The sequence below is a fragment of the Geomonas edaphica genome, assembly GCF_004917075.1.
Lineage (GTDB): Bacteria > Desulfobacterota > Desulfuromonadia > Geobacterales > Geobacteraceae > Geomonas > Geomonas edaphica.
On sequence record NZ_SSYB01000004.1, the window covers coordinates 767,081 to 786,775 of the forward strand.

General features: G+C 59.4%; 17 protein-coding genes and 1 tRNA gene. 3 read left to right on the forward strand and 15 right to left on the reverse strand.

Annotated elements, in window-relative coordinates; translation table 11 throughout:
• Positions 1-303 precede the first annotated feature (303 nt).
• The 4 genes from tpx to E8K79_RS14215 form a co-directional block, all read right to left on the reverse strand.
• Positions 304-807 (reverse strand): thiol peroxidase, encoded by a 504-nt coding sequence (gene tpx / locus E8K79_RS14200; RefSeq protein ID WP_135868938.1) that lies wholly within the window; start codon positions 805-807, stop codon positions 304-306.
• 186 nt (positions 808-993) lie between these two features.
• Positions 994-1,365, reverse strand: coding sequence for a response regulator (locus E8K79_RS14205; protein ID WP_135868937.1), 372 nt, complete (start codon positions 1,363-1,365; stop codon positions 994-996).
• Position 1,366: 1 nt separating this feature from the next.
• Positions 1,367-4,189, reverse strand: a complete 2,823-nt coding sequence (locus E8K79_RS14210; RefSeq protein WP_136515291.1) for a response regulator — start codon at positions 4,187-4,189, stop codon at positions 1,367-1,369.
• Between the two features lie 258 nt (positions 4,190-4,447).
• Positions 4,448-4,876: a bacteriohemerythrin gene (locus E8K79_RS14215; RefSeq protein WP_162604667.1), complete on the reverse strand. Its 429-nt coding sequence runs from the start codon at positions 4,874-4,876 to the stop codon at positions 4,448-4,450.
• Positions 4,877-5,156: 280 nt separating this feature from the next.
• On the opposite strand from E8K79_RS14215, the gene E8K79_RS14220 reads away from it, so the two are divergent.
• Positions 5,157-6,239 (forward strand): fibronectin type III domain-containing protein, encoded by a 1,083-nt coding sequence (locus tag E8K79_RS14220; protein WP_136515293.1) that lies wholly within the window; start codon positions 5,157-5,159, stop codon positions 6,237-6,239.
• A 105-nt stretch (positions 6,240-6,344) separates the two neighbouring features.
• Here the strand turns inward: E8K79_RS14220 and E8K79_RS14225 are convergent, their stop codons facing one another.
• From E8K79_RS14225 to E8K79_RS14265, 8 genes are all read right to left on the reverse strand, one after another.
• Complete coding sequence (locus E8K79_RS14225; protein ID WP_136515294.1) at positions 6,345-6,992, reverse strand: flavodoxin family protein; 648 nt, start codon at positions 6,990-6,992, stop codon at positions 6,345-6,347.
• Between the two features lie 611 nt (positions 6,993-7,603).
• Positions 7,604-8,218 carry a hypothetical protein gene (locus E8K79_RS14230; protein WP_136515295.1) on the reverse strand — a complete coding sequence of 205 codons (615 nt, stop codon included), beginning with the start codon at positions 8,216-8,218 and terminating at the stop codon, positions 7,604-7,606.
• A gap of 847 nt (positions 8,219-9,065) precedes the next feature.
• Positions 9,066-9,947, reverse strand: coding sequence for a hypothetical protein (locus tag E8K79_RS14240; protein ID WP_136515297.1), 882 nt, complete (start codon positions 9,945-9,947; stop codon positions 9,066-9,068).
• A gap of 291 nt (positions 9,948-10,238) precedes the next feature.
• A tRNA-Ala gene (locus E8K79_RS14245) sits at positions 10,239-10,314 on the reverse strand.
• Positions 10,315-10,373: 59 nt separating this feature from the next.
• Entirely contained in the window at positions 10,374-12,677 is a 2,304-nt protein-coding gene (locus E8K79_RS14250) for an ATP-binding protein (protein ID WP_136515298.1), read from the reverse strand.
• Between the two features lie 34 nt (positions 12,678-12,711).
• A complete protein-coding gene (gene dksA / locus E8K79_RS14255) occupies positions 12,712-13,068 on the reverse strand; it encodes an RNA polymerase-binding protein DksA (RefSeq protein ID WP_135868930.1) in 357 nt (118 codons plus the stop codon).
• 125 nt (positions 13,069-13,193) lie between these two features.
• Complete coding sequence (radA, locus tag E8K79_RS14260; protein ID WP_136515299.1) at positions 13,194-14,555, reverse strand: DNA repair protein RadA; 1,362 nt, start codon at positions 14,553-14,555, stop codon at positions 13,194-13,196.
• A gap of 207 nt (positions 14,556-14,762) precedes the next feature.
• Entirely contained in the window at positions 14,763-15,299 is a 537-nt protein-coding gene (locus E8K79_RS14265; RefSeq protein ID WP_246043830.1) for a HEAT repeat domain-containing protein, read from the reverse strand.
• A gap of 140 nt (positions 15,300-15,439) precedes the next feature.
• Between E8K79_RS14265 and E8K79_RS14270 the strand changes: the two genes are divergently transcribed.
• Together E8K79_RS14270 and E8K79_RS14275 are read left to right on the forward strand one after the other, a co-directional pair.
• On the forward strand, positions 15,440-15,754 hold the full coding sequence (locus tag E8K79_RS14270; RefSeq protein WP_136515301.1) for a hypothetical protein: 315 nt from the start codon (positions 15,440-15,442) through the stop codon (positions 15,752-15,754).
• A 78-nt stretch (positions 15,755-15,832) separates the two neighbouring features.
• Positions 15,833-16,813, forward strand: a complete 981-nt coding sequence (locus tag E8K79_RS14275) for a beta-ketoacyl-ACP synthase III (RefSeq protein WP_135868926.1) — start codon at positions 15,833-15,835, stop codon at positions 16,811-16,813.
• Between the two features lie 139 nt (positions 16,814-16,952).
• Here E8K79_RS14275 and E8K79_RS14280 read toward each other — a convergent pair whose 3' ends face one another.
• The 3 genes from E8K79_RS14280 to E8K79_RS21620 form a co-directional block, all read right to left on the reverse strand.
• Positions 16,953-17,999 carry a methyltransferase domain-containing protein gene (locus tag E8K79_RS14280; RefSeq protein ID WP_136515302.1) on the reverse strand — a complete coding sequence of 349 codons (1,047 nt, stop codon included), beginning with the start codon at positions 17,997-17,999 and terminating at the stop codon, positions 16,953-16,955.
• A 3-nt stretch (positions 18,000-18,002) separates the two neighbouring features.
• A complete protein-coding gene (locus E8K79_RS14285) occupies positions 18,003-19,346 on the reverse strand; it encodes an MATE family efflux transporter (protein ID WP_136515303.1) in 1,344 nt (447 codons plus the stop codon).
• Between the two features lie 68 nt (positions 19,347-19,414).
• Positions 19,415-19,669, reverse strand: coding sequence for a GSU3128 family (seleno)protein (locus tag E8K79_RS21620; RefSeq protein ID WP_281275009.1), 255 nt, complete (start codon positions 19,667-19,669; stop codon positions 19,415-19,417).
• Positions 19,670-19,695: the final 26 nt, after the last annotated feature.

Sequence of the window (19,695 nt, forward strand, 5' to 3'; positions counted from 1 at the left end):
TTTCAGCGGTCGCCTCAAGAAGGGGGAAACGATGATTTCTGCCATTATGCCTCTCCTTGTGCCGGTGCGGCGTCGCCCATTCCTGATACCCCTCCTTTTAGTCCTGTCCCTTGCCGTCGCCCATCCCGCTTGTCGTAGCTGACCTGGCGTTCTCCCTTTTGCGAAAGGGAGAACGCCCCCCGTAGCGCGCCTCCGCGAAGGGTGGACAGGGGGATTTGCCTTTGCTTCTGCCCTGCCAAAAACTCACAAAAAAAGGCGCCCGCGGAAATCCCGCAGGCGCCTTTTTCATCAAGTTACCTCTACTCAGGCGAGCTCGCGCGCCGCGGCGATCACCGCCGCGTAATCCGGCTCCTGGGTCACTTCGGGGACGTGCTGGATGTAGCGGATGACGTTCTTTTTGTCGATGACGAAGATGGAGCGGGAGAGAAGCTTAAGCTCCTCGATAAGGACGCCATAAGCAAGGCCGAAGGAGCGGTCACGGTAGTCGGAGAGCGTGACCACCTTGTCGATACCGGCGGCACCGCACCATCTCTTCTGCGCGAACGGGAGATCGGCGCTGATGGTGAGAACCACCACGTCCCCTGGAAGCGATGCGGCTTCCTGGTTGAAGCGCCTCGTCTCTGTGTCGCAGACAGGCGTATCCAGTGACGGCACTGCGCTGATGATCTTCACCTTACCCTCATAAGTTGCAAGCGTTGCCTGGCTGAGAGCGTTGTCTACTACCGCGAAATTGGGAGCAGCGTCTCCCACCTTAAGTTCCGGCCCAACCAATGTCACCGGGTTTCCCTTGAATGTAACCTTAGGCATAGTTCCTCCTGAGCAAATAGAATTCAAGGGTAAGGGTAAGACATTTTGACCGGATTGCAAGAGAGAGACGCGTCTGGGGATCGGGCCGGCCGTGCGCCGGGTATGGCAAGCCCCTCCACCAGCAGGCCGTGCCTGAGCAGGTACCATTGCATAGACCTGCGTTCCATGCCCGCCGATCCTGGCCGTTTACCCGAGGACTGCGCGCACCGCTTCGACGACCTTGGAGGCGCCGAAAGGCTTTTGCAGGTACCCGGCGGCGCCAGTTTCACTCACGATCGTCTGCAGCTCGCTTTCGGGCTTGCCGGAGATGTAGAGGATCGGGATGTCGCGGGTCGCCTCGTTCCCCTTGTAGATCCCCGCCACCTTGTCGCCGGAGAGAAAGGGCATCATGAGGTCGAGGACGATGAGCGACGGCTTGGCCCCCTCCCATATGTGCCGGTTTGCCTCGGCCGCGTTGCCGGCGATGCACACCTCGAAGCCTGCCCATTCCAGGATCCCCTGCAGCAGCGTGGTGATCGTTTCATCGTCGTCTATGACAAGGATTCTCTGTTTTTCCATGTTAGCTCCTTGGTTCGGGGGAGGGCTGAGGGGCCTCTTCCTCCCTGAGTGCTGCGAGAAATTCCAGCGCCTGCCGGTGCTGTGTTTCTATCTGCTGGAGCAGCGCCTCGGCGTCGGTGTCGGCGTCTCCCCCTTCCATCGTCAGTGCCTCCATGCGGCGACAGGAATCGGAGAGGGCGATAAACCCCAGCGAGGCGCTGCTCGATTTAAGCGTGTGCGCCGCACGGTGCACCCCCTGTGGGTCGTCGCAGTGCAGCCCCTCGCGCATGGCCTCGACGAGCAGCGGGCTCGATTTCTCAAAGGAGCCGACCACCTTCCACAGCAGGCTTGGCTTCCCAGGCTGCTGCAAGGCTCGGATCTCTTCGAGCGTGGAACGGTCGAACCAGTCGCCAGAGGGCCGCGGCGCTTCCGCAACTCCGGGCGCCACCACCTGAGCCTCCGGGAGCCAGCGCAGCAGCATCGCCGCCAGTTGCGCCTGTGTGAACGGTTTGGTCAGGTAGTCGTCCATGCCGGCGGCGAAGCACTGCTCGCGGTCGCCGCGCATGGCGTGCGCGGTCAGCGCGATGATGGTACGCCGCTTCCCGTCCGGGCCCGCCTCCCGCTCCTTATCCCTGATCACCCTGGTCGCGGCATAGCCGTCCATGATCGGCATCTGGCAGTCCATGAAGATGAGGTCGAACCCCTGGCGGGCGACGACGTGGAGCGCCTCGGAGCCGTTGTTGGCCACGCTCACCAGGCAGCCGCAGCTTTCAAGCATCGCGGTGGCGACGTCCTGGTTCACAGGGTTGTCCTCGACCAGGAGTATCCTCGCACCAAACTGCGCCGGACTCGGCTGCACCGTCAGCATCGGCTGTGCCGCGCTGCTCATCCCCACTCCCAGAAGATCTACGATCGCATTGAAAAGGCGCGACTGGCGCACCGGCTTGCTGATGTAACATCCGATTCCGGCCCTGATAGCCTCCTCCTCGTCACCGTACTGCCCGACCGAGGTGACCATGAGAAGCGGCGTCGCCTCCAGGGCGGGTTCCGACTTGATGGCGCGCGCTAACTGGATCCCGTTCATGCCGGGCATCTGCATGTCCAGGATCGCGAGTTGATAGGGAGAGCCGGCGTCGACCGCGCTGCGCATGAGGTCGAGGGCAGTCCCGGCGTTGTCCGCCATGTCCGCGGTCATCCCCCATCCGGCCAGCTCGTGGTGCATGATGCTCAGGTTGATCGAGTTGTCGTCTACGATGAGCGCATGGTAGCCGGCCAGCGGGTTCGGCCTGGTCGCGCCGTTTCGTACTGTGAGCTCCGTGCGCAGCTTTAGCGTGAACCAGAAGGTGGAGCCACGTCCGGGGACGCTCTCGACGCCGATTTCTCCCCTCATGAGCTCCACCAACTGCCGGGCGATGGTGAGCCCGAGACCGGTGCCGCCGTACTTGCGTGTCGTCGAGTTGTCCGCCTGGGAGAAGCCGCTGAAGATGCGCTCCTTCACCTCATCGGGGATGCCGATGCCGGTGTCGGTGACCTTCACGAGCACGGTCACCTCGTCGCCGTTCTCCTCCAGGAGCGTGCCGGAGATGACAACCTCCCCCCGGTCGGTGAACTTCACCGCGTTCCCGACGAGGTTCATGAGGACCTGGTGCACCCTTACCTGGTCTCCCAAAAGCAAGCTTGGGACGTCCTTCTCGACCAGGGCCGCGATCTCCAACCCCTTCCGGTGCGCCCCCTCCGCAAGGAGCTCGACCACGTCGGACATGGTATCTTGCAGGCTGAAGGTGGTCTCCTCGAGCTCGAGCTTTCCGGCCTCGATCTTCGAGAAGTCCAGGATGTCGTTGATGATGGCGAGGAGTGCCTCCCCGGAGCGGCGTACCGAGGAGACGAAACGTTTCTGCTGCTCGTCCAGTTTGGTCGCCATGAGGAGCTCGGTCATCCCTAGCATCCCGTTCATGGGGGTACGGATCTCGTGGCTCATGTTGGCGAGAAACTGCGATTTCGCTCGGCTGGCCGCTTGGGCCGCCTCCATGGCGTGCTGGAGCTCTGCTACGGTGAGGTCGAGTTCCTTGGTGCGCTGGGCGACCTTCTGCTCGAGCTCATTGCGGTAGCTGGCAAGCTCCTCGTCCCTTCCCTGGATCTGCCCTAGCATCTCGTTGAAGCCGTCCATGAGCGCCCCGATCTCGTCGTCGCTCCCCTTCTCCACGCGGACCGCGTAGTTCTGGTCCCGGGAGACCGACGCCATGGTGCGGGCGAGCCCACCTATGGGGGCCGAGATGACGCTCTGCAGCCGCAGCGACACGAAGTACGAGCAGGCGAGGCTTCCGAGCATCACGAGGAGGACGGAGCCAAAGAACCAGGTCAACTGCGCGTTCAGTTCCCGGTAGTCTGCCCTTATCACCACGGTTCCCAGCGGCTGCCCCTCAAGGGAGATCCTGCGGGCCACCACCATGTCCCCGTTCATATCCCAGAAGCCATCTTGCGCTGCTTCCTTGACCAGATCCCTTCCTGACCTCGTGGATGATTGCACTCCGGCCGCGCGGTACGATGCGAAGGGCTGGAAGTCCTCTGAGAGGATGTGGGCCTCCAGGATGTACTTCCTGTCCTCGAGAAACTGCAGGGTGCGCCGTGCGTCGGTCCGGTCACTGAAGGCCAGCGCCGCCGAGCTGTTGTGCCCGACGATCGAGGCGAGCGCAGTGAGCTCTTGCCGCATCGCTATGCGCGACCATATGAAGGTCCCCGCTACGAAGGTGAGCGAGGCGAGAATGAGCGTGAACCCGCTGGTAATCATCAGGATCAGCATCATCTTTTTACGTATCGGCAACCGGTTGATCAGAGTCCGGCGCATCGTTTAGTCCTTTTCATTCAATGATCCTCTGACTGCCTTGAGTGAGCTGTACTTAGACGCGCACTATATAATCGACAGTCATAAATGTGAATATCCATTTCAGATGGCTTTGTTGGACAAACGGCGCCCGCTATGCGTAGATATCGGTTTTATATGGCAGAACTTAAACGGTTCTAGAGGGGCTGTGAGGGAGGGGGGTGGGACATGGTTCTGGCAAGGCATGGACGCGCGGTGTCCAATGCCTTGCCGCTGCCATATTTATTGGAGGTCGATTACGACGGGTTTTTTGTTGACCTTAGCCGCGTGTGCCCCGAGATCTGCATCGCTGTGCGATATGTGTCTTACGAGCCATCCCCTTAGGAATGAGATGATCTCCAGAGAGATGGGCACCCCGCCGACGGCAAAATCCCTCTGAATCTCACCGATCCTTCTAACGAAATAGGCGTGATCAAGCAGGTGTTCTTCCTTGCGGGGGTAGTCCGTCTCCTCCATGAGGAGCTCCTCCTGGGCAAAGTGATACGTCGCATAGTCCGCCAGTTCGTCAAGTACAGCTGCGATGTGTTGAGCGGCTTTCTTTTCACAGAACTCGTCATACGCTTTATTGAGCAGTTCAACGAGGTGTTCATGGTGTTCATCGATCATCTCGTGCCCGACCGCCAAGCTTCCGTCCCAGGTTACAATCGGCATGGTTCCTCCCTTTTTCCAGTTGCACATCTAGCAGATCCATTCATCGGGAGCTAAGGAGCTAAACTTTAAGTAAACACGGAGGGAAAAAGCGTAAGGTCATGGTGGATAAGTACCTATGAAGGGAGGCGGATGGCATACGTTCGACCGTTCTGCCACCTCTATGTCTTTGAAAAACCGGCTTGATTCGTGTTGACATGAGAATTGAAACAGTGTATCAGCAGGTTGTTTTCTTTGTGACGGTCAATAAGACATATGCAATGATGTTCCTGGGGAGGGGATCATGTTGAAGGAGAACCTGAGGAGGAGTTTGTTCACCGCCGTTGCGGCGGCCATGTTGATGCCTTTTCCGGCGAGCGCAGCGCCAGCTCTTCCGGGAGACCTGAACCTCGACGGCAAGGTTTCTCTAAGCGAGCTGCAAAGCGTGATCAACGCCTTTCTCAACGTCACACCCGATGCCGTTCCGCCGACTGCCCCCACTAACCTGAGCGCGATCGCCTCCTCGACCACCCAGATAAAACTCACCTGGACCGCCGCGACCGACGACGTGGGCGTGACCGCGTACAAAATCTTCCGTGGCGCTTCCCAGGTCGGTACGGTGACCGGCACGACTTTCACCGACACCGGGCTCGCTGCGGGTTCCAAGTACAGCTACACCGTGGTCGCGTATGACGCCTTCGGGAACGCTTCGCCTGCCACCGCCACGGCCACCGCCGTCACCGAATTCGGCACCGCCACCTCGAAGCTCGTGGGGAGCTGGTACGTCGCCTATCCCAATGGAGGGCAGGCGAAGGGGCCCATCGTCATCAACTTCGTCGACGGTCAGAGGTTCATGATGGCTCATGACGGCGATGTGCAAGCCGATCCATCTGGGACGCCAGGGATGGAGTCCGGCACCTACACCTGGAATGAGACCACCGGTGCCTTCGCCGCCACGGTTACGGCGGATACCAACGGGCAGTGGGGCTTCTCAAACGCCGGGACGCTCACCCTGGCGTTGTCCACCGACAACAACACCCTGAAGGTAAACGGGCAGAACTTCGCGACCCGCGTTCTTCCCTCCGGCACCAATGCGCTCGTCGGTGGATGGTATCGCCCCGGCCCGGGTGGCTCCATCGCCATCACCCTCATCAACGACACGACCTTCATGCTCGCCCACGACGGGACGCCAGATGGCGGCGGTTGGCCCGGCATGGAGAGTGGTACCTACAGCTGGAACCCTGCGACCCATGTCATAACGACAAACGCTACAGTCGATACCAACGGTGACTGGGGTGTCAACTCGGGAACGGGCAGTATTGCTGTCTCAGACGACAACAAAACGCTTCTTGTCGATGGCGTCTCCTTCGCGTCGAGGATACCCTAGCGCGCGTTGGTCGCAGGTCATGCTACATCGAAAAAGAAAGGCGTCGGCAATGCCGACGCCTTTCTTTTTAGTAGAGACTTGCGGGAAGGGGGAGGGGGGCATCCCTTATGCTTTTGTTACAAGCCGCTCTCCCATCTCGAAGGCCTTGCGGCAGTTCTCGGGGAAGAGCACGCTGTGTCTTTCCCGCCGCTGCTCGGGGTCGTAGTAGCTGAAGACGTATTTGCTGTAGTCGTCCAGTTGCAGCGTCTCGTTACAGCAAAGCGTCTCGCACTCGCCGAAGATGGCCCGCAGGTAGTTTTCATTTCCCGACATGTGGAGCTGGTAGTTCCACTGCTGCATGAGTTCCTCCGGGACGTTCATCGTGTAGATGAACCCGGTGCGGATCTTCCTGCCGAACAGGGATTCCGGCGGCTGTGAGTAAACGAAGTACTGGAAAAGGAGCCTTTCCATGAAAGAGCTCATCTCCCCTGTGACCCTTCCGAAGTAGATCGGTGAGCCGAGCACCAAGGCATCCGCCTGTGCGATCCTCTCCAAAACAGGCGTAAGCCCGTCCCTCATGGCGCACTTCCCGTAGCTCTTCCCGTCTTTCAGCTTGCAGGCAAAGCAGCTCGTGCACCCCTTGAAGTCGAGGTCGTACAGATGAATCAGTTCCGTCTCCGCCCCTTTTGCAGCCGCCCCGTCCAGCGCCTTTTGCAGCACCTGTGCGGTATTGAAGTTCTTCCTCGGGCTGCCATTGATTGCGATAACTTTCACGAAGGCCTCCTGTCCTTGAGTATTTTGGTAGTCACCCGCGGTGCCGCAGTCGCGGCAGCGGTCCCGGCAGCATAGAACATGGAGGCTTTCTTGGATAGTACGAACATTTTGGTGCCATAGTACCCGCGAAGAAACCGTGCACGGTGCAGAAGCGGAGCTGCATCCGACAGCCCAAACCGGCAAAGTTGCAGGTTTGGGCGCCGAAGTTGTAGGTTTCGCCCTCGAACTTGATAGTTTGGACCCTCAAAGTTACAAGTTCGGTGGTCAAACCTTGTAGTTTCGCCCCTCGAAGTTGCAGGTTCGGCAACCAAACCTCTTAGTTTCAACCATGGAAGTTACAGGTTTGGCGCTCAAACCTCGTAGTTCCTGTAGTTGAAGCTGCAAGTTTGACCATCTTAGGCGTCACTTTCCGCCATCGATGGTTCCAGTTTTGCCGGCAAGTAAGATGAATCCCGCTGTCAAGTTGGCGGGACTCCGGTTATATAGTGATGGTAGTGGGATGAATTATGGAAGTTACTGGATGGCAATGGCGGGTTTGTGTGGTAGGCGTGATAAAGGCAGGTTGCTGATGATGTGGAGCCCCCGGTTTTATGGGGGCTCCATAGGTGGTCTCAAGCGGGTGCTATGGCCACAAGGTTGGACCAAGGCCCGGCCTCGGTGCCACGCATGCCCCTGACCTTCAGCCAGTTGTTGTTGGTGCGGTTGAGAGTCGGAAGGAGAACTTTTCTGCTGTTAGTTGACGAAGTTAATAGCCTCCAGTTGCCTTCAACGTTGGGGTCTCCTTCGCAAAGCCAAATCTGATATCCTTTGGAGCCTGGAATTTTGGGGAATGTCGCGTAGATGTTGCCTTTGCGGTCGTAATAGGCTTTGAAGTCGCGGGCCGCAGTCAAGGAGGAGTTGCTACCGGTGGCTTTGGTATGAGTTTGGGACAACGGAAGCCTCTCGGGAACAGTCGGATCTTTGATGGCAGCAGTTTTGGACAAACCCGAAAGCATCGTGAGGAACTGCTTGATGGCGTTGCGGGCCTCTTCGAAGGCCTTGATTCCGTCGGGGTCACCTTTCAAATAAGCAGGATACCCGTTGGCGAACTGGCCATGCGTTGCAGCGTAGATTTCGGGGGTGGGCAAAAGTGAAATCATGTGGTTGTACATCTCTGGGGTGAACGCCTGCAGTACTGCTTCAGATAGGGTGATCAAGTCCGGATCGTTCGTGTCGTCATATGGCATCGCGGCACCTCCTTAAAATTTTTTAAGCCTGTCAAAGACTACCCGTACGTGGGGTAAACTTCAACCGACAAAATTTTGAGCTGGAGGGCGGCGAGAAAGTCAAACGGCTCGTAGGTAGCTGGTGTTGTCCTCAGGAGAGCAGACGGTCGTAATCCTTGTGGGTGCCAATTCAAAACCAGAGTACGCCATCGTCGGTTGAGACTCCCAATGCACGGTACCTTAATCCAACGCGGACGGACCAGAAACGACCAATTTGTTTGAAATGCAAGGACGGGTGGCGAGAATTGCGCTTTAGAAGAGTGGGGGGGGGAAGGGACGTCCTTGAGATTTTCAGATTTGCAGTAACAAAGCAGAAAATTACCTTCTCAAGAACATCCCGCTGACATTTGCTTCTATCTCTCGTAGGTACAACCACCAACCTGCAATTTACCATCTTGGTAATTTCCTTGCATCGTTGGGGCATTAGCTAAATCTACTAGTTCGTATTTAATTTTATTCTTCTCCAGGAATGTCCAGACAATACGGGTTGAAACCCGTTGTTTGAAATAAAATTACCAGAATGATCAGCAAGTAAATTTAGTTTTAAATTGTGCTGATAATCAATCCACGAGCCATAATACTTGTTTTCAAGGTCTTCAGACGCGGAACAACCAAACAACATCAGTAAAAACATAAAGATAAAAACTGTATTATTGAAGTTCACATTTCCTCCTGAGCTCAATGAAAATCAAATACTCGAACAAGGCAAAAGCTGGTTAGCCAACGATTAACTTCCTGATTAAGCATCAATTCCAGGTTTCATAGCCGCAACTGTAGGCAAAGTGTCTGGCATGGAGGGAGTTGAGGGTCAATCCTTAGCGACGGACTCAACCTTCCGCTTGACTGCTTGGATGTCTGACTCTGTGAGCGATGTCGTCTCGGACACTGTGTAAGGGATGTCCACGGAATATTGCATCTTGCACCCTGTTCTGTACGGGTACAGTGCGACACGCAGTTTTTGTACGTGCCCCTGCACGTCGAGGTTGTATGCATTTCCCGTATCGGCGTATTTATCGAATTTGCCTAGGATACGTTCCAGGTTGCCACGCACGGCCTCGGGGGGGGCCTCCACCGTCACTTCGCCGGTAACGGCAGCAGTCGCCGCGATAGCTACCTCCTTCAGTGCGTCGTACTTGCTCATCAGGTTAGGCACAACCTTCTCCTCACTCATAAAGTACGCCGGATTTTCAAACGGCATGAACGGGGGAGGAGTCATTGCGACCTGTGCCGGAAAACCGAGGATTGCCCTGTATAGTTCCCCATCGTCGGATTTGGTGATTGTCAGAGGGAAGGTCGCCGCAATGCGGCTTTCGTAAAAAGAGGGGGCTGCGGTGGTGTTTGTGACCTTGGTCCCCTTAAGGTATTCCACCTTGATGCCGGAGGCGGTCGCTTTGGACCGTACGCCGTGGGTAAGGAAGGTGCTAGTGTTCGAAAAGCTGCCTTTGAACTGTTCGCCGTATGACGTTGGGAGTCTCCCGCCAGCAATAAGGGCCGCCGCGAGAGCATCCCGTACCGCGCTTTCACTGATCGGCTTACCCGAAAGGTCGTGCGCCTTGACTCTAATCTCCTTGCTCAGAACCTTGCCAGTATCCAGAGTTTTCGGCTGCAGCGACGCTGCGCAACCGAACATGGTCCCGAACATCACCGCTCCTACAGCAGCTTTTGCTAAACTACCGATGAATCTCCCCATGCGATACACCTCCTTGCTAGTCAATGATATTAAATGCCTCGTATTATATGGCTTCTTGAATTTAATATCAATTTTAATATGACATGTGTAATTGGCGTATCTTGTGGTGCGATAGGGTCGAGAGGACGCTGGGGACTTAGTAACTTTTACGACTTAAAAGCTAGCGAAAGCATAGGCCCCAGAAAAGTAAGCGGAACCGGAAAAGCGTCCGATAAATTTGCTGTTGTGGAATCTTACTACAGCATGAACAAAACAGGCACTCGCGAAAATATCGCAAGTGCCTGTTCTTATTGGTGGAGATGATCGGGATCGAACCGACGACCTATGCGTTGCGAACGCATCGCTCTCCCAGCTGAGCTACACCCCCATTATCGCGCAGGAACGACCGCTCGCATCTGGCGGGCGGTGATTTTGTCTATAACCAACTCACCAGTGTTTGGGCAGGATGATGCGGAACTCGACTCCCTGGCCGGGCTGGTTCGTGATCTGAATCTTGCCGCCGTGGTTCGTGATGATCCGGTTGGCGATGGGTAGCCCGAGTCCAGTACCGCTCCCCTTGGTGGTGAAAAAGGGGGTGAAGATACTGTTCAGTTGCTCGAGCGGGATGCCGCCACCGGTGTCGGCTATCTTCACCGTGACGGCGTCCTTGCCGTCGAGATCGCAGGGAAGAACCTGAATCATCAATTCTCCACCGGTCCCCATGGCGTCCAGGGAGTTCAGGATGATATTGATAAACACCTGCTTCAGTTGCTGGCTGTCACCTAGAAGCACCTGCTTCTGGCGCGGAAACTTGGTGCTGATGCGGATTTGCTTCTCTTCGAGCGGCGGCGTCACGACCGCCAGCGTTTCCTTGACGACATCGACCATGTTGCAGCGTGTATAGCAGATGGTCGTCTTCTTGGAAAAGAGCAGGATTTCGGAGAGGATACCTTCCAGGCGAACCACCTCGCGCACAATCAGGTCGGCGTGGGCCCATTCCGTGCTTTCCTTCGGAAGTTTACGTGCGAGGCGCCCGGCGAAGCCGCCGATGGAGACGAGCGGCCCCTTGAGCTCGTGGGCGATACCTGCGGCCATCTCGCCTATGGCGGCCAAACGCTCCTTCTGGAGCAGGCTCTCCTGCGCCTCGCTCAATTGGCGGTTGGCATCCTCGATCTTGTTGTAGAGCATCGAGTTTTCGATCGCCATTCCTGCCTGGTTGGTGAAAAGTTGTAGAAAGCGAAGGTGCTCCTGGGCGATCGGTGACTGGGTGAGCGCGTTGTCGACGAGTACCACCCCGACGGTCTGGCCGTGGGCTATGAGAGGCGAGGCGGCGAGGGCGGTGCGCGGTGCGGTGGCGGGATCGGCGCCGATCACGGCTTCGTCTGGAATGTAGATCAGGCGCTTTTCCAGGACGGCCTGGGAGGCGATGTTGAGGGTGCCGTCCAACTGGAGTCGCTTCCCTTGCACCTTCCGGCAAAAGTCGGAGTCGCGCTGTGCCTCCATCTCACCTTCGGTGATGTCCCAGCGGCTGGAAAGGATATCTTCGCTTCCTCCCTGCGGGATCGAGAGGGGAGGGGACGTCTCGGTGGTGACGCCGAGCATGCCGACCAGCGAACCGGAACGCTCGTTGGTTAGAAAGAGCATGGCGCGGTCGAAGAACGGGGTCGGGCCGGAGGTGAGCGCGGTGAGTGTTAGGTGAATCAGCTTGTTCAGCTTGATGGTGGAAAGCATGGTGTTGCTGAGCCGGTACAGCAGCGAAAGTTCCTTCAGCTTCTTCTCGTTTTCGCTGTCGAGACTCGCGACCCTTTCCTTGCAGATGGCTTCGGCAAGGGTGCCGGAGAGAAGTCGGGCGAGCGCCCCCGCCGCATCGATATGCTCAGGTGAGAGGAGTTCGGGACCGCCGAAGAGGGTGAGCGCACCCATGGTGCTGCCGTTGCTGCCCAATGGGGCGCTCAGCGCACGGTAACCTGATCCGGCGAGAACAACCTGCTCGGTGCGGGTGGCACCGGCAGCGAGGGCGCAGGCGGAAAGCTTTTGCTCCACATCGAGGAGTGCCTCGAGATCCTGTCGGAAGCTGCTTTGGCAGCTCTTGAAAACCCTGCCCCTGCTCCTGCCGTTCGGGGTCAGGCGGATCACGGCGAACCCTGCCAAACCAGAGCCGGTGCAGAGCCTGGCGATCTTGGGAAGCAGGGTGCCGGCGGCGGTGGGGGATCCGAGCAGGTGCCCCAGACCGGAGAGGAGCGACATGATGCGCCCTGAGGCCTGTGCCTGTTCGGCGGCGGCGAGGGCGGCAAGCGTCAGGCTGAAAACGGGGAGCAACTTTCTGCAAAGGGCTAAGCTTGCAGGAGAAAGGGAGGCGTCGGCGCTGCCGAGCACGAGTACGCCGACCAGTCGGTCGTCGTCGAGGACGGGAAGGGAATGATAGCCTATCGCTTCGGCGCCGCCGCGTTCCTCTGGATGGAGATCGCTGTGGGTGCAAAAGACGTCGATCCGCTGTGACGCGGCGCGGCCGGCGCAGCCGATATCGAAAGGAATGGCACAACGCTGCGCGATGCCGGTGGCGCCGGCGATGTAACGCTGGGTAAGTATAGGTTCCGAGGGATCGGGGACGAAAAGTGAGGCGGAGGCGAGGCCGAGGGAGCGGGCCGCCAAGCGGAGCAAGCTGCCGAGTCGGGCCTGGTGGGAACGACCTGAAGACTGGGCAATGAGCAACGCTTGCACCAGCAGGTTGTCTACCTTCCGGGCAGCCATGCGAACTCCGAGAGACGAGCGGTGAATTGTAGATCTAGCGGAATCTTTCTTTCTTTTCCTGCTCCATCTTGCAGTCGATGCAGAGGGTGGTCACCGGGCGGGCCTTCAGGCGCGCTTCGCTGATGTCCTCCTCACAGACCTCGCAGATCCCGAAGGTGCCGTTGTCGATCCGGTTGAGCGCCTCTTGGATCTTGTTGATGAGCTTGCGCTCGCGGTCACGGATGCGCAGTTCGAAGGTGCGGTCCGACTCCTGGGTGGCGCGGTCGGTCGGGTCGGGGAAGTTGGTCGTGTCGGAGTTCATCTCCATAACGGTCCGGCCAGCTTCTTCCAGGAGCGTTCGTTTCTCTTCCTGCAGGATTCCTCTGAAGTACTCGAGCTTTTCCGAATTCATGAACACCTACCCTTTCTAATCAATACGACATTAAAGAGGATTTTTCTAAATTAGTAAAGTGAAATTTTCCTCTTAACCAAAGATCCGGAAGACGAAATCTCAGCCGCCGGGGCTCTACTATCCGCTTAGATGGCGTCGAGGGCTTCGGAGAGCGAGGTCACTCCCACCACCTTCATGCCCGGTATCTCCTTCTTGGGGGCGTTACCCTTCGGAACGATGGCTCGGGTAAAGCCGTGCTTCACCCCTTCCTTGAGCCTGGATTCACCGTTGGAAACCGGCCTTATCTCGCCGGAAAGCCCGACTTCTCCGAAAACCAGGAGGTCCTGCGGCAGGACCGAGTTCCTGAAGCTCGAGACGATGGCGAGGGCTACCGCCAGGTCGGCGCTGGTTTCCAGCACCCGGATGCCGCCGACGACGTTGACGAAGACATCCTGGTCTGCGAGCACGAGGCCGCCGTGCTTGTTGATGACGGCGAGGACCATGGCGATGCGGTTCTGGTCGAGTCCGATGCCGAGGCGCCGGGGGGAGCCATATTGAGCGGAGACCACGAGCGACTGGATCTCCACCAGAAGCGGCCTCGTTCCTTCCCAAAGGACGCTGATGAGGCTCCCGGGGGCGGCATTCTCGGTGCGCGAGAGGAAGATCGCGGAGGGGTTCTTCACCTCCCGCAGCCCTTTCTCGGTCATGGCGAAGACGCCGAGCTCGTTCACCGGGCCGAAGCGGTTTTTAGTGGTGCGCATGAGCCGGTAGCGCGCGTCCTCGGTCGAGGAGAGCATCACCTGGGTGTCCACCATGTGGGAGAGCGTCATCGGACCGGCGAGGGACTGGTCTTTGGTGACGTGCCCTACCATGATGAGGACCACTCCGGAAGTCTTGGCGAAGCAGGTGAAGGCGGCGGCCGATTCCCTTACCTGGGAGACGCCGCCCGGCGCCGCGTCGACAACGGCGGACTGCATCACCTGGATCGAGTCGATCACCACCACTGCGGGGCGTTCGCTCTCGGCGGCTTCCAGTACCCGTTCCACGGAGCTTTCGGCAAGCATCTTGACCCGGTCGAGGGGAAGCTGCAGCCTCCTGGCCCGCCCGGCGATCTGTTGCAGGGACTCTTCGCCGGAGACGTAGAGGACCTCTCTGCTCGCAGCCGCGTGACACATGGTCTGCAGCAGGATGGTGCTTTTCCCCGCGCCGGGGTCTCCGCCGATCAGGATCACCGAGCCGGGTACGAAGCCTCCCCCGAGCACCCGGTCGAACTCTTCGCTGCCGCTTGAAAAGCGATGCTCATCGGTGAATTGCACATCTTTAAGGAGGGTGACCGGCGAGGTGGTCCCGGCGAAACCGTCGCGCCGCCCGGAGCGTGGTTCCGGCCCCAGGCGTACTTCCTTGATGGTGCTCCAGGCGTCGCAGGCGGAGCAGTGCCCCTGCCATTTCGGGTAGGTCGCACCGCAGTCGGAGCAGACGAACCCGGTCTTTACCTTTACTTTTGCCATATAACTCCAGACGCGCAGCGGCGGGCCGAAAAACTACGTAATACTAAGCTTTTTGCCAAAGAGTGTCAACAACGGCGCGTTTACCAGCACGGCACGGTATGCGTTTGACAAGCTTTCCTTGGCTAAGATAGAATCGGTCGCTCGTTTTCGGTCCCAAGCGTCCCGAACAAAGGTGAATTAACGTGGGAGGGGAGACGGTGCGGGTGGCTAGGGAAGCTGCGCCAGTGCGGTGGCCGCTGCGGCGCGGGTTTTGTCGTGGGGGGAGCTAAGCAGCCCGGTGATGGCTTCGGCCAGCGAGGCGTCACCGATCCGCCCCAAGGTGAGGGCAGCCTCGGCGTCGAGAAAGCCGTCGTTCGCCTCCAGAAACGGCACGAGCTTCGATACGAGCGAGCGATCACGGTAGCGGGAGAGCGCGGCGATGGCAAGGGCGCGCACCGGGGTGGAAGGGTCATCAAGTTTCTCGACCAGCGTGGTGAGTGCCTCGGGGCGCGCCAGTTCGCCGAGAACGCTGACCGCGGCGCACCGGATGTCCTCCTCGGGCCTTGCGGCGCAGTAGTTCAGTATCTGCAGCACGCGGTCGTCGGGGATACGCCCCAAGGCGTAGATCGCGGCTACTTTGGTGGCCCGGTCACCTCGCTTCAAGCGGTCGAAGACCTCCTCGAGGCTCTCCGCCGCTTCCAGCGCTTCCAGGGCGCGCGAAGCGGCCTGTCGTACCTCCGGATCGGGGTCCTTTAGTAGCGGCATGATGGCGTCGCGTCTTTTGGTGCGTTCGGCTCGGTCCATAGCGACGAAAACTAACAAAAAACCGTCGGTTGTACAACACAAAACAACAGATTACTTAAAACCGGTTCACCATTCAGGTGGCCGACAAGGAGAACGAACCGATGACGAACCGGATCAAATCCGTGGCACTTTCCGCCCTGGTGCTTCCCGGGCTGGGACAACTCTACCGTGGAAGCCGCCTAAAGGGTGGGGTGATGATCCTGCTGGATAACATCTTCATCCTCGGCGCGCTGTTTGTAGCACTGAGAAGCGCAGGCAAGCTCATGGTGGCCGGGCGCGAAGGGGGCCTTACGCCGGAGCAGGTGGTGTCGGCGATCCAAGTGGATGCCCCTTACGCAAAATACCTTTTGGGTGGATTCATGATCGTTTGGGCCTACGGCGTGGTGGATGCCGTTTTTTATAAAGGGAACAATTGACAAACAGTATTTTATTATGAGATATACAGAGAGTGCTTCCTGCTGTGTCCACGCGGGAAGCCAGGAGGCGCTCTCTACATGATACGTTCGGAAATCCTGGGGACCGGCGGCTACGTTCCGGCTCGTGTTGTCCCTAATGCCTATTTCAACTACCTCGTGGATGACGCGGATCATTGGATCCATTCCCGCACCGGCATCCGTGAACGGCGTTTCTCGGCAGCGGAAGAGGCAACCTCTGACCTCGCCACCAGCGCCGCCCTCCTCGCCCTCGAAAACGGGGACGTAGACCCTCTCGATATCGACTGCATCATCGTCGCCACCTCCACCCCCGACATGATTCTCCCCGCCACGGCGTGCATGGTGCAGAAGAACATCGGCGCCACGAGGGCCTTCGCCTTCGATATGAACGCCGTCTGCAGCAGCTACATCTACGGCATGGAGCTGGCGGACAACCTGATCCGGTCCGGGAAGTACAAGAAGGTGCTCCTGATCGGGGCCGACACCTATTCGAAGATCCTCGACTTTGACGACCGCGGGACCGCGCCTCTATTCGGCGACGGCGCCGGAGCGGTGATCCTCGGTGCCGGGGTTTCCGGCAAGGGCATCCTGCACAGCATGATGCAGAGCGACGGCAGCGGATGGGAGCTGATCCAGGTCCCGTCTTCCGGTTCGAGAAAGCCGGTCAGCGCCGAGAGCATCGCGGCAAAGGAAAACACCTTCAAGATGGCCGGTAAAAGCGTCTTCACCTTCGCGGTGGACGTCATTCCGCGCATCATCACCGATCTCGCCGAGCGCGGCGGTGTGCGTCCCGAGGAGATCGACCACATCATCCCGCACCAGGCGAACGTGCGTATCATCGACTTCATCTCCAAGAAGACCGGGATCCCCAAGGAGAAGTTCCTGCTCAACCTGGACCGCTACGGCAACACGGCGGCGGGCTCGGTGGGGCTTGCCTTGGACGAGAATCGCAGAAACGGAAAGATCAAGCCGGGCGAGCTGGTGCTCATGATGGGCTTTGGCGGCGGGCTTTCCTGGGGCGGGGTGCTGCTGAAGGCGTAAAAGTCCGGTCAGCATGGTGGGGCAATAAGAAAGGGGATGGGGCCATATGGCTCCATCCCCTTTCTTATTTGCATCTCCCCCTCCCTGTCCCTCCCCCTCCTGGGGCGGGGACGCTGCGGCAACTTGTTCTGATGAGATCCTATCCCTTTTTACCCGCGATCCCTTCGGGGACCTCGACCGGGGTGAGGCCGTGGATCCGCATCAGGGCGATAAGATCCTCCTCGGGAACGCGTTGACGCCAACCGGCGTGGAAACGGTCGGCGGCGAGCAGCAACCCGCCGGGAGCTAGCCGCGCGGATAGCCCGGCGAAGGCGGAGGCGAGCTCGTCGGGCTCGTGCAGCAGGGGACCGCCCAGAAGCCCGTTGCAAAGGACCAGCTCGTAAGGCTCGCGCTGCGGCGGGGCGTCGACGCGGTCCAGGTAGAATTCCATCGCCGGGGCGTTGGCACCCGGCCCGAGGAGCGATCCCGCCCGGTTACGGTACTCCTGTTCGCGTTCGGGGGCGTGCGGGAAGTGCATGTGGGCGCCGGCGAAGAGCTCGATCGGCTCCAGCGTGGAGCCGTGCACGGCGCTTCCCTTACCCATCCCGGCCTCTACTAGGAGTTGCGCCACCTGGTAGGTCCCTTCACCGCTGCCGCAGGCGGCGTCCAGCACGCGTATGCCGTCTGCACGGCGCGACCCTTTCATCCACATCGAAATCCACGAGAGCTGACGCGGATAGCGGTCGAAGCCGCCACCGAAATGCTGCGGAAGCATGAGCGCGAAAAGAAACGCGGTGCGTGCGGCGTCGTCGCAGGCGAGCCGGCACAGGGACGGCGTGGGATCGGCGCAGGGAAGCTGCGGCGAGAGCCTCTGCAGCAGGTCGAGCCAGCTCGCTGAGCTCTCCAGATAGGTGCCGGAGAGCAATGGGGCGAACCGGCAGCCGCGCAGCAGCACCTTTTCGAACAGGGCGCGCGGTTCGGCGAGCGGAAAGAGTGCCTCGGTCATGCCGCGCATCTCGGGGGTGATCTCGAGGCCGGGTGCCCAAAGGGGTAGGGGATAGCTTGCCGCGTAACCTACGAAGCGATCTCCCAGGCGCGCGATACGCCGTTCGAGCGGGTCGTCGAGGAGGGAGCCGGGCGTAAGAAGCCGCCCCAGGCGCTCCCGGATCTCGTATGGCTCTGTGGTTGGTGTGAATGAAAGCCGCATCGGCTAGATGATCACCTGGTGCAGGTCGCGTCGCTGGTAGCGCCACCAGAAGGCACCGGCGCGGACGAACCAGTCGACGACGAAGACGCTCCAGACCGCATAAAGCGAGAGCTTGAGCGGGACGGCGGCGATGTAGGAGAGGAGCACCCGGATTCCCCACATGGAGGCGAGGGTGACCAGGAAGACGAAGTGGGTGTCGCCGGTGCCGCGCAGGCTCCCGGCGTAGACAAAGGATAGCGCGAGCGGTACCTGAGCGAAGGCGACCAGTCTAAGGAAGACGCTCCCTTTCTCGATGACGTCCGGGTCGGAGGTGAAGAGGGCGATCAACTGGTGCGGCAGGAAGAAAAAGAGCAGCGCCATGAAGGCCATGACCAGGACGGCGAGCCTGAGCGCCTCGGTGTGGCTCATGTGGGCCCGCCTCAGCTTCCTCGCCCCGAGCGCCTGACCCATGAGGGTCGCCGCAGCGATGCCCATCCCGGCGCCGGGCATGAAGGAGAGCGACTCGATGGAGAGGCCGATCTGGTGCGCGGCGTACGCGGCGGTACCAAAGCCTATGATGAACTTGGAATAGAAGAGCTGGCCGGACTGCTGGGCGATGCGCTCTAGGGCGACTGGGTAGCCGATGCCGAGCACCTTCTTCAGCAGCACCAGGTCCGGTTTCCCGACCTTCAGGTAACCACCGCGGAACGCCTGGACGAGGAGGTAGCAAAAGCCCGCCGCCTCGGAGAGGTTGATGGCGTAGGCCGCGCCGACGACGCCGAAGCGGGGGAAGCCGAAGTGGCCGTAGATGAGGGGGTAGGCGATCGCCACGTGCAGGACGTTCACCAGTAGGATCCCCTCCATCGGGGTGCGCGTGTTGCCGGTTCCCTGCATGATGGCGGAGAGGATGTTCAGCCCGGCGGTGAAGCCGAAGTATAAAAAGACGAGGCGGATGTACTCGGAGGCGTAGGAGAGTACCTCGGGCTGCGCCCCCATGAAGACGGCGATCTCTTTGCCGAAGGACATGCCGAGGAAACTCGCCGCAACGGCGAGAAGGGCGCAGAAGAGAAGCGACGCGAAGGCGGCTCTCTTCGCCTCGACGCGCCTTCCCGCGCCCCAGAGGTGTGCTGTCACCACGTTCGTTCCCGTGGAAAGCCCCCAGAAGACCGTCATGGTGACGAAGATGAGGAGCTGTCCGAGACCGGTGGCGGCAATCGCCGCGGCACCGAGCCCCCCCACCATGAAGATGTCCACGATGGAGACCAGGCGCTGGAAAAGCGAGGACAAAAGCACCGGCATGGAGAGGGCGGCGACATCACGACGGATCGAGATGCGCTTGCTGTTTTTGGAAGAAAGAAGACGTTTCAAGACCGCAGGTGTTCCTTAAAAAGACAAAAAGCCGGGACCAGTACGGTCCCGGCGGGGATGGGTGGAGGTTACAGTTCCTTCAGGGCTTCTTCCTGGCTGCGCACAAAGTTCTTCGCCCTTCCGGAAGGGGCGATGATGCCGTAGGCCATGGCCTCGTTCAGCTCCGCCTCGGTGGCACCTGCGTTTTTCGCGACCGCGAAATGCTTCTTCAGTCAGTCCGGGCAGCCGACCGCTACGGCGCATGCCACGCGGATCAGCTCGCGGTACTTCTCCTCGAGGACTTCCTCGTACTCGAAATCGAGAATCTTCTTGCGGATCTTCATGGTCAACCTCCCTGTGCGGTGCTGTG

What these genes read in the sequence shown, in the direction of transcription:
- tpx (WP_135868938.1), bottom strand. Translation starts at nt 807, where the DNA reads ATGCCTAAGGTTACATTCAAGGGAAACCCGGTGACATTGGTTGGGCCG.
- E8K79_RS14205 (WP_135868937.1), bottom strand. Translation starts at nt 1,365, where the DNA reads ATGGAAAAACAGAGAATCCTTGTCATAGACGACGATGAAACGATCACC.
- E8K79_RS14210 (WP_136515291.1), bottom strand. Translation starts at nt 4,189, where the DNA reads ATGCGCCGGACTCTGATCAACCGGTTGCCGATACGTAAAAAGATGATG.
- E8K79_RS14215 (WP_162604667.1), bottom strand. Translation starts at nt 4,876, where the DNA reads ATGCCGATTGTAACCTGGGACGGAAGCTTGGCGGTCGGGCACGAGATG.
- E8K79_RS14220 (WP_136515293.1), top strand. Translation starts at nt 5,157, where the DNA reads ATGTTGAAGGAGAACCTGAGGAGGAGTTTGTTCACCGCCGTTGCGGCG.
- E8K79_RS14230 (WP_136515295.1), bottom strand. Translation starts at nt 8,218, where the DNA reads ATGCCATATGACGACACGAACGATCCGGACTTGATCACCCTATCTGAA.
- E8K79_RS14240 (WP_136515297.1), bottom strand. Translation starts at nt 9,947, where the DNA reads ATGGGGAGATTCATCGGTAGTTTAGCAAAAGCTGCTGTAGGAGCGGTG.
- E8K79_RS14250 (WP_136515298.1), bottom strand. Translation starts at nt 12,677, where the DNA reads ATGGCTGCCCGGAAGGTAGACAACCTGCTGGTGCAAGCGTTGCTCATT.
- dksA (WP_135868930.1), bottom strand. Translation starts at nt 13,068, where the DNA reads ATGAATTCGGAAAAGCTCGAGTACTTCAGAGGAATCCTGCAGGAAGAG.
- radA (WP_136515299.1), bottom strand. Translation starts at nt 14,555, where the DNA reads ATGGCAAAAGTAAAGGTAAAGACCGGGTTCGTCTGCTCCGACTGCGGT.
- E8K79_RS14265 (WP_246043830.1), bottom strand. Translation starts at nt 15,299, where the DNA reads ATGCCGCTACTAAAGGACCCCGATCCGGAGGTACGACAGGCCGCTTCG.
- E8K79_RS14270 (WP_136515301.1), top strand. Translation starts at nt 15,440, where the DNA reads ATGACGAACCGGATCAAATCCGTGGCACTTTCCGCCCTGGTGCTTCCC.
- E8K79_RS14275 (WP_135868926.1), top strand. Translation starts at nt 15,833, where the DNA reads ATGATACGTTCGGAAATCCTGGGGACCGGCGGCTACGTTCCGGCTCGT.
- E8K79_RS14280 (WP_136515302.1), bottom strand. Translation starts at nt 17,999, where the DNA reads ATGCGGCTTTCATTCACACCAACCACAGAGCCATACGAGATCCGGGAG.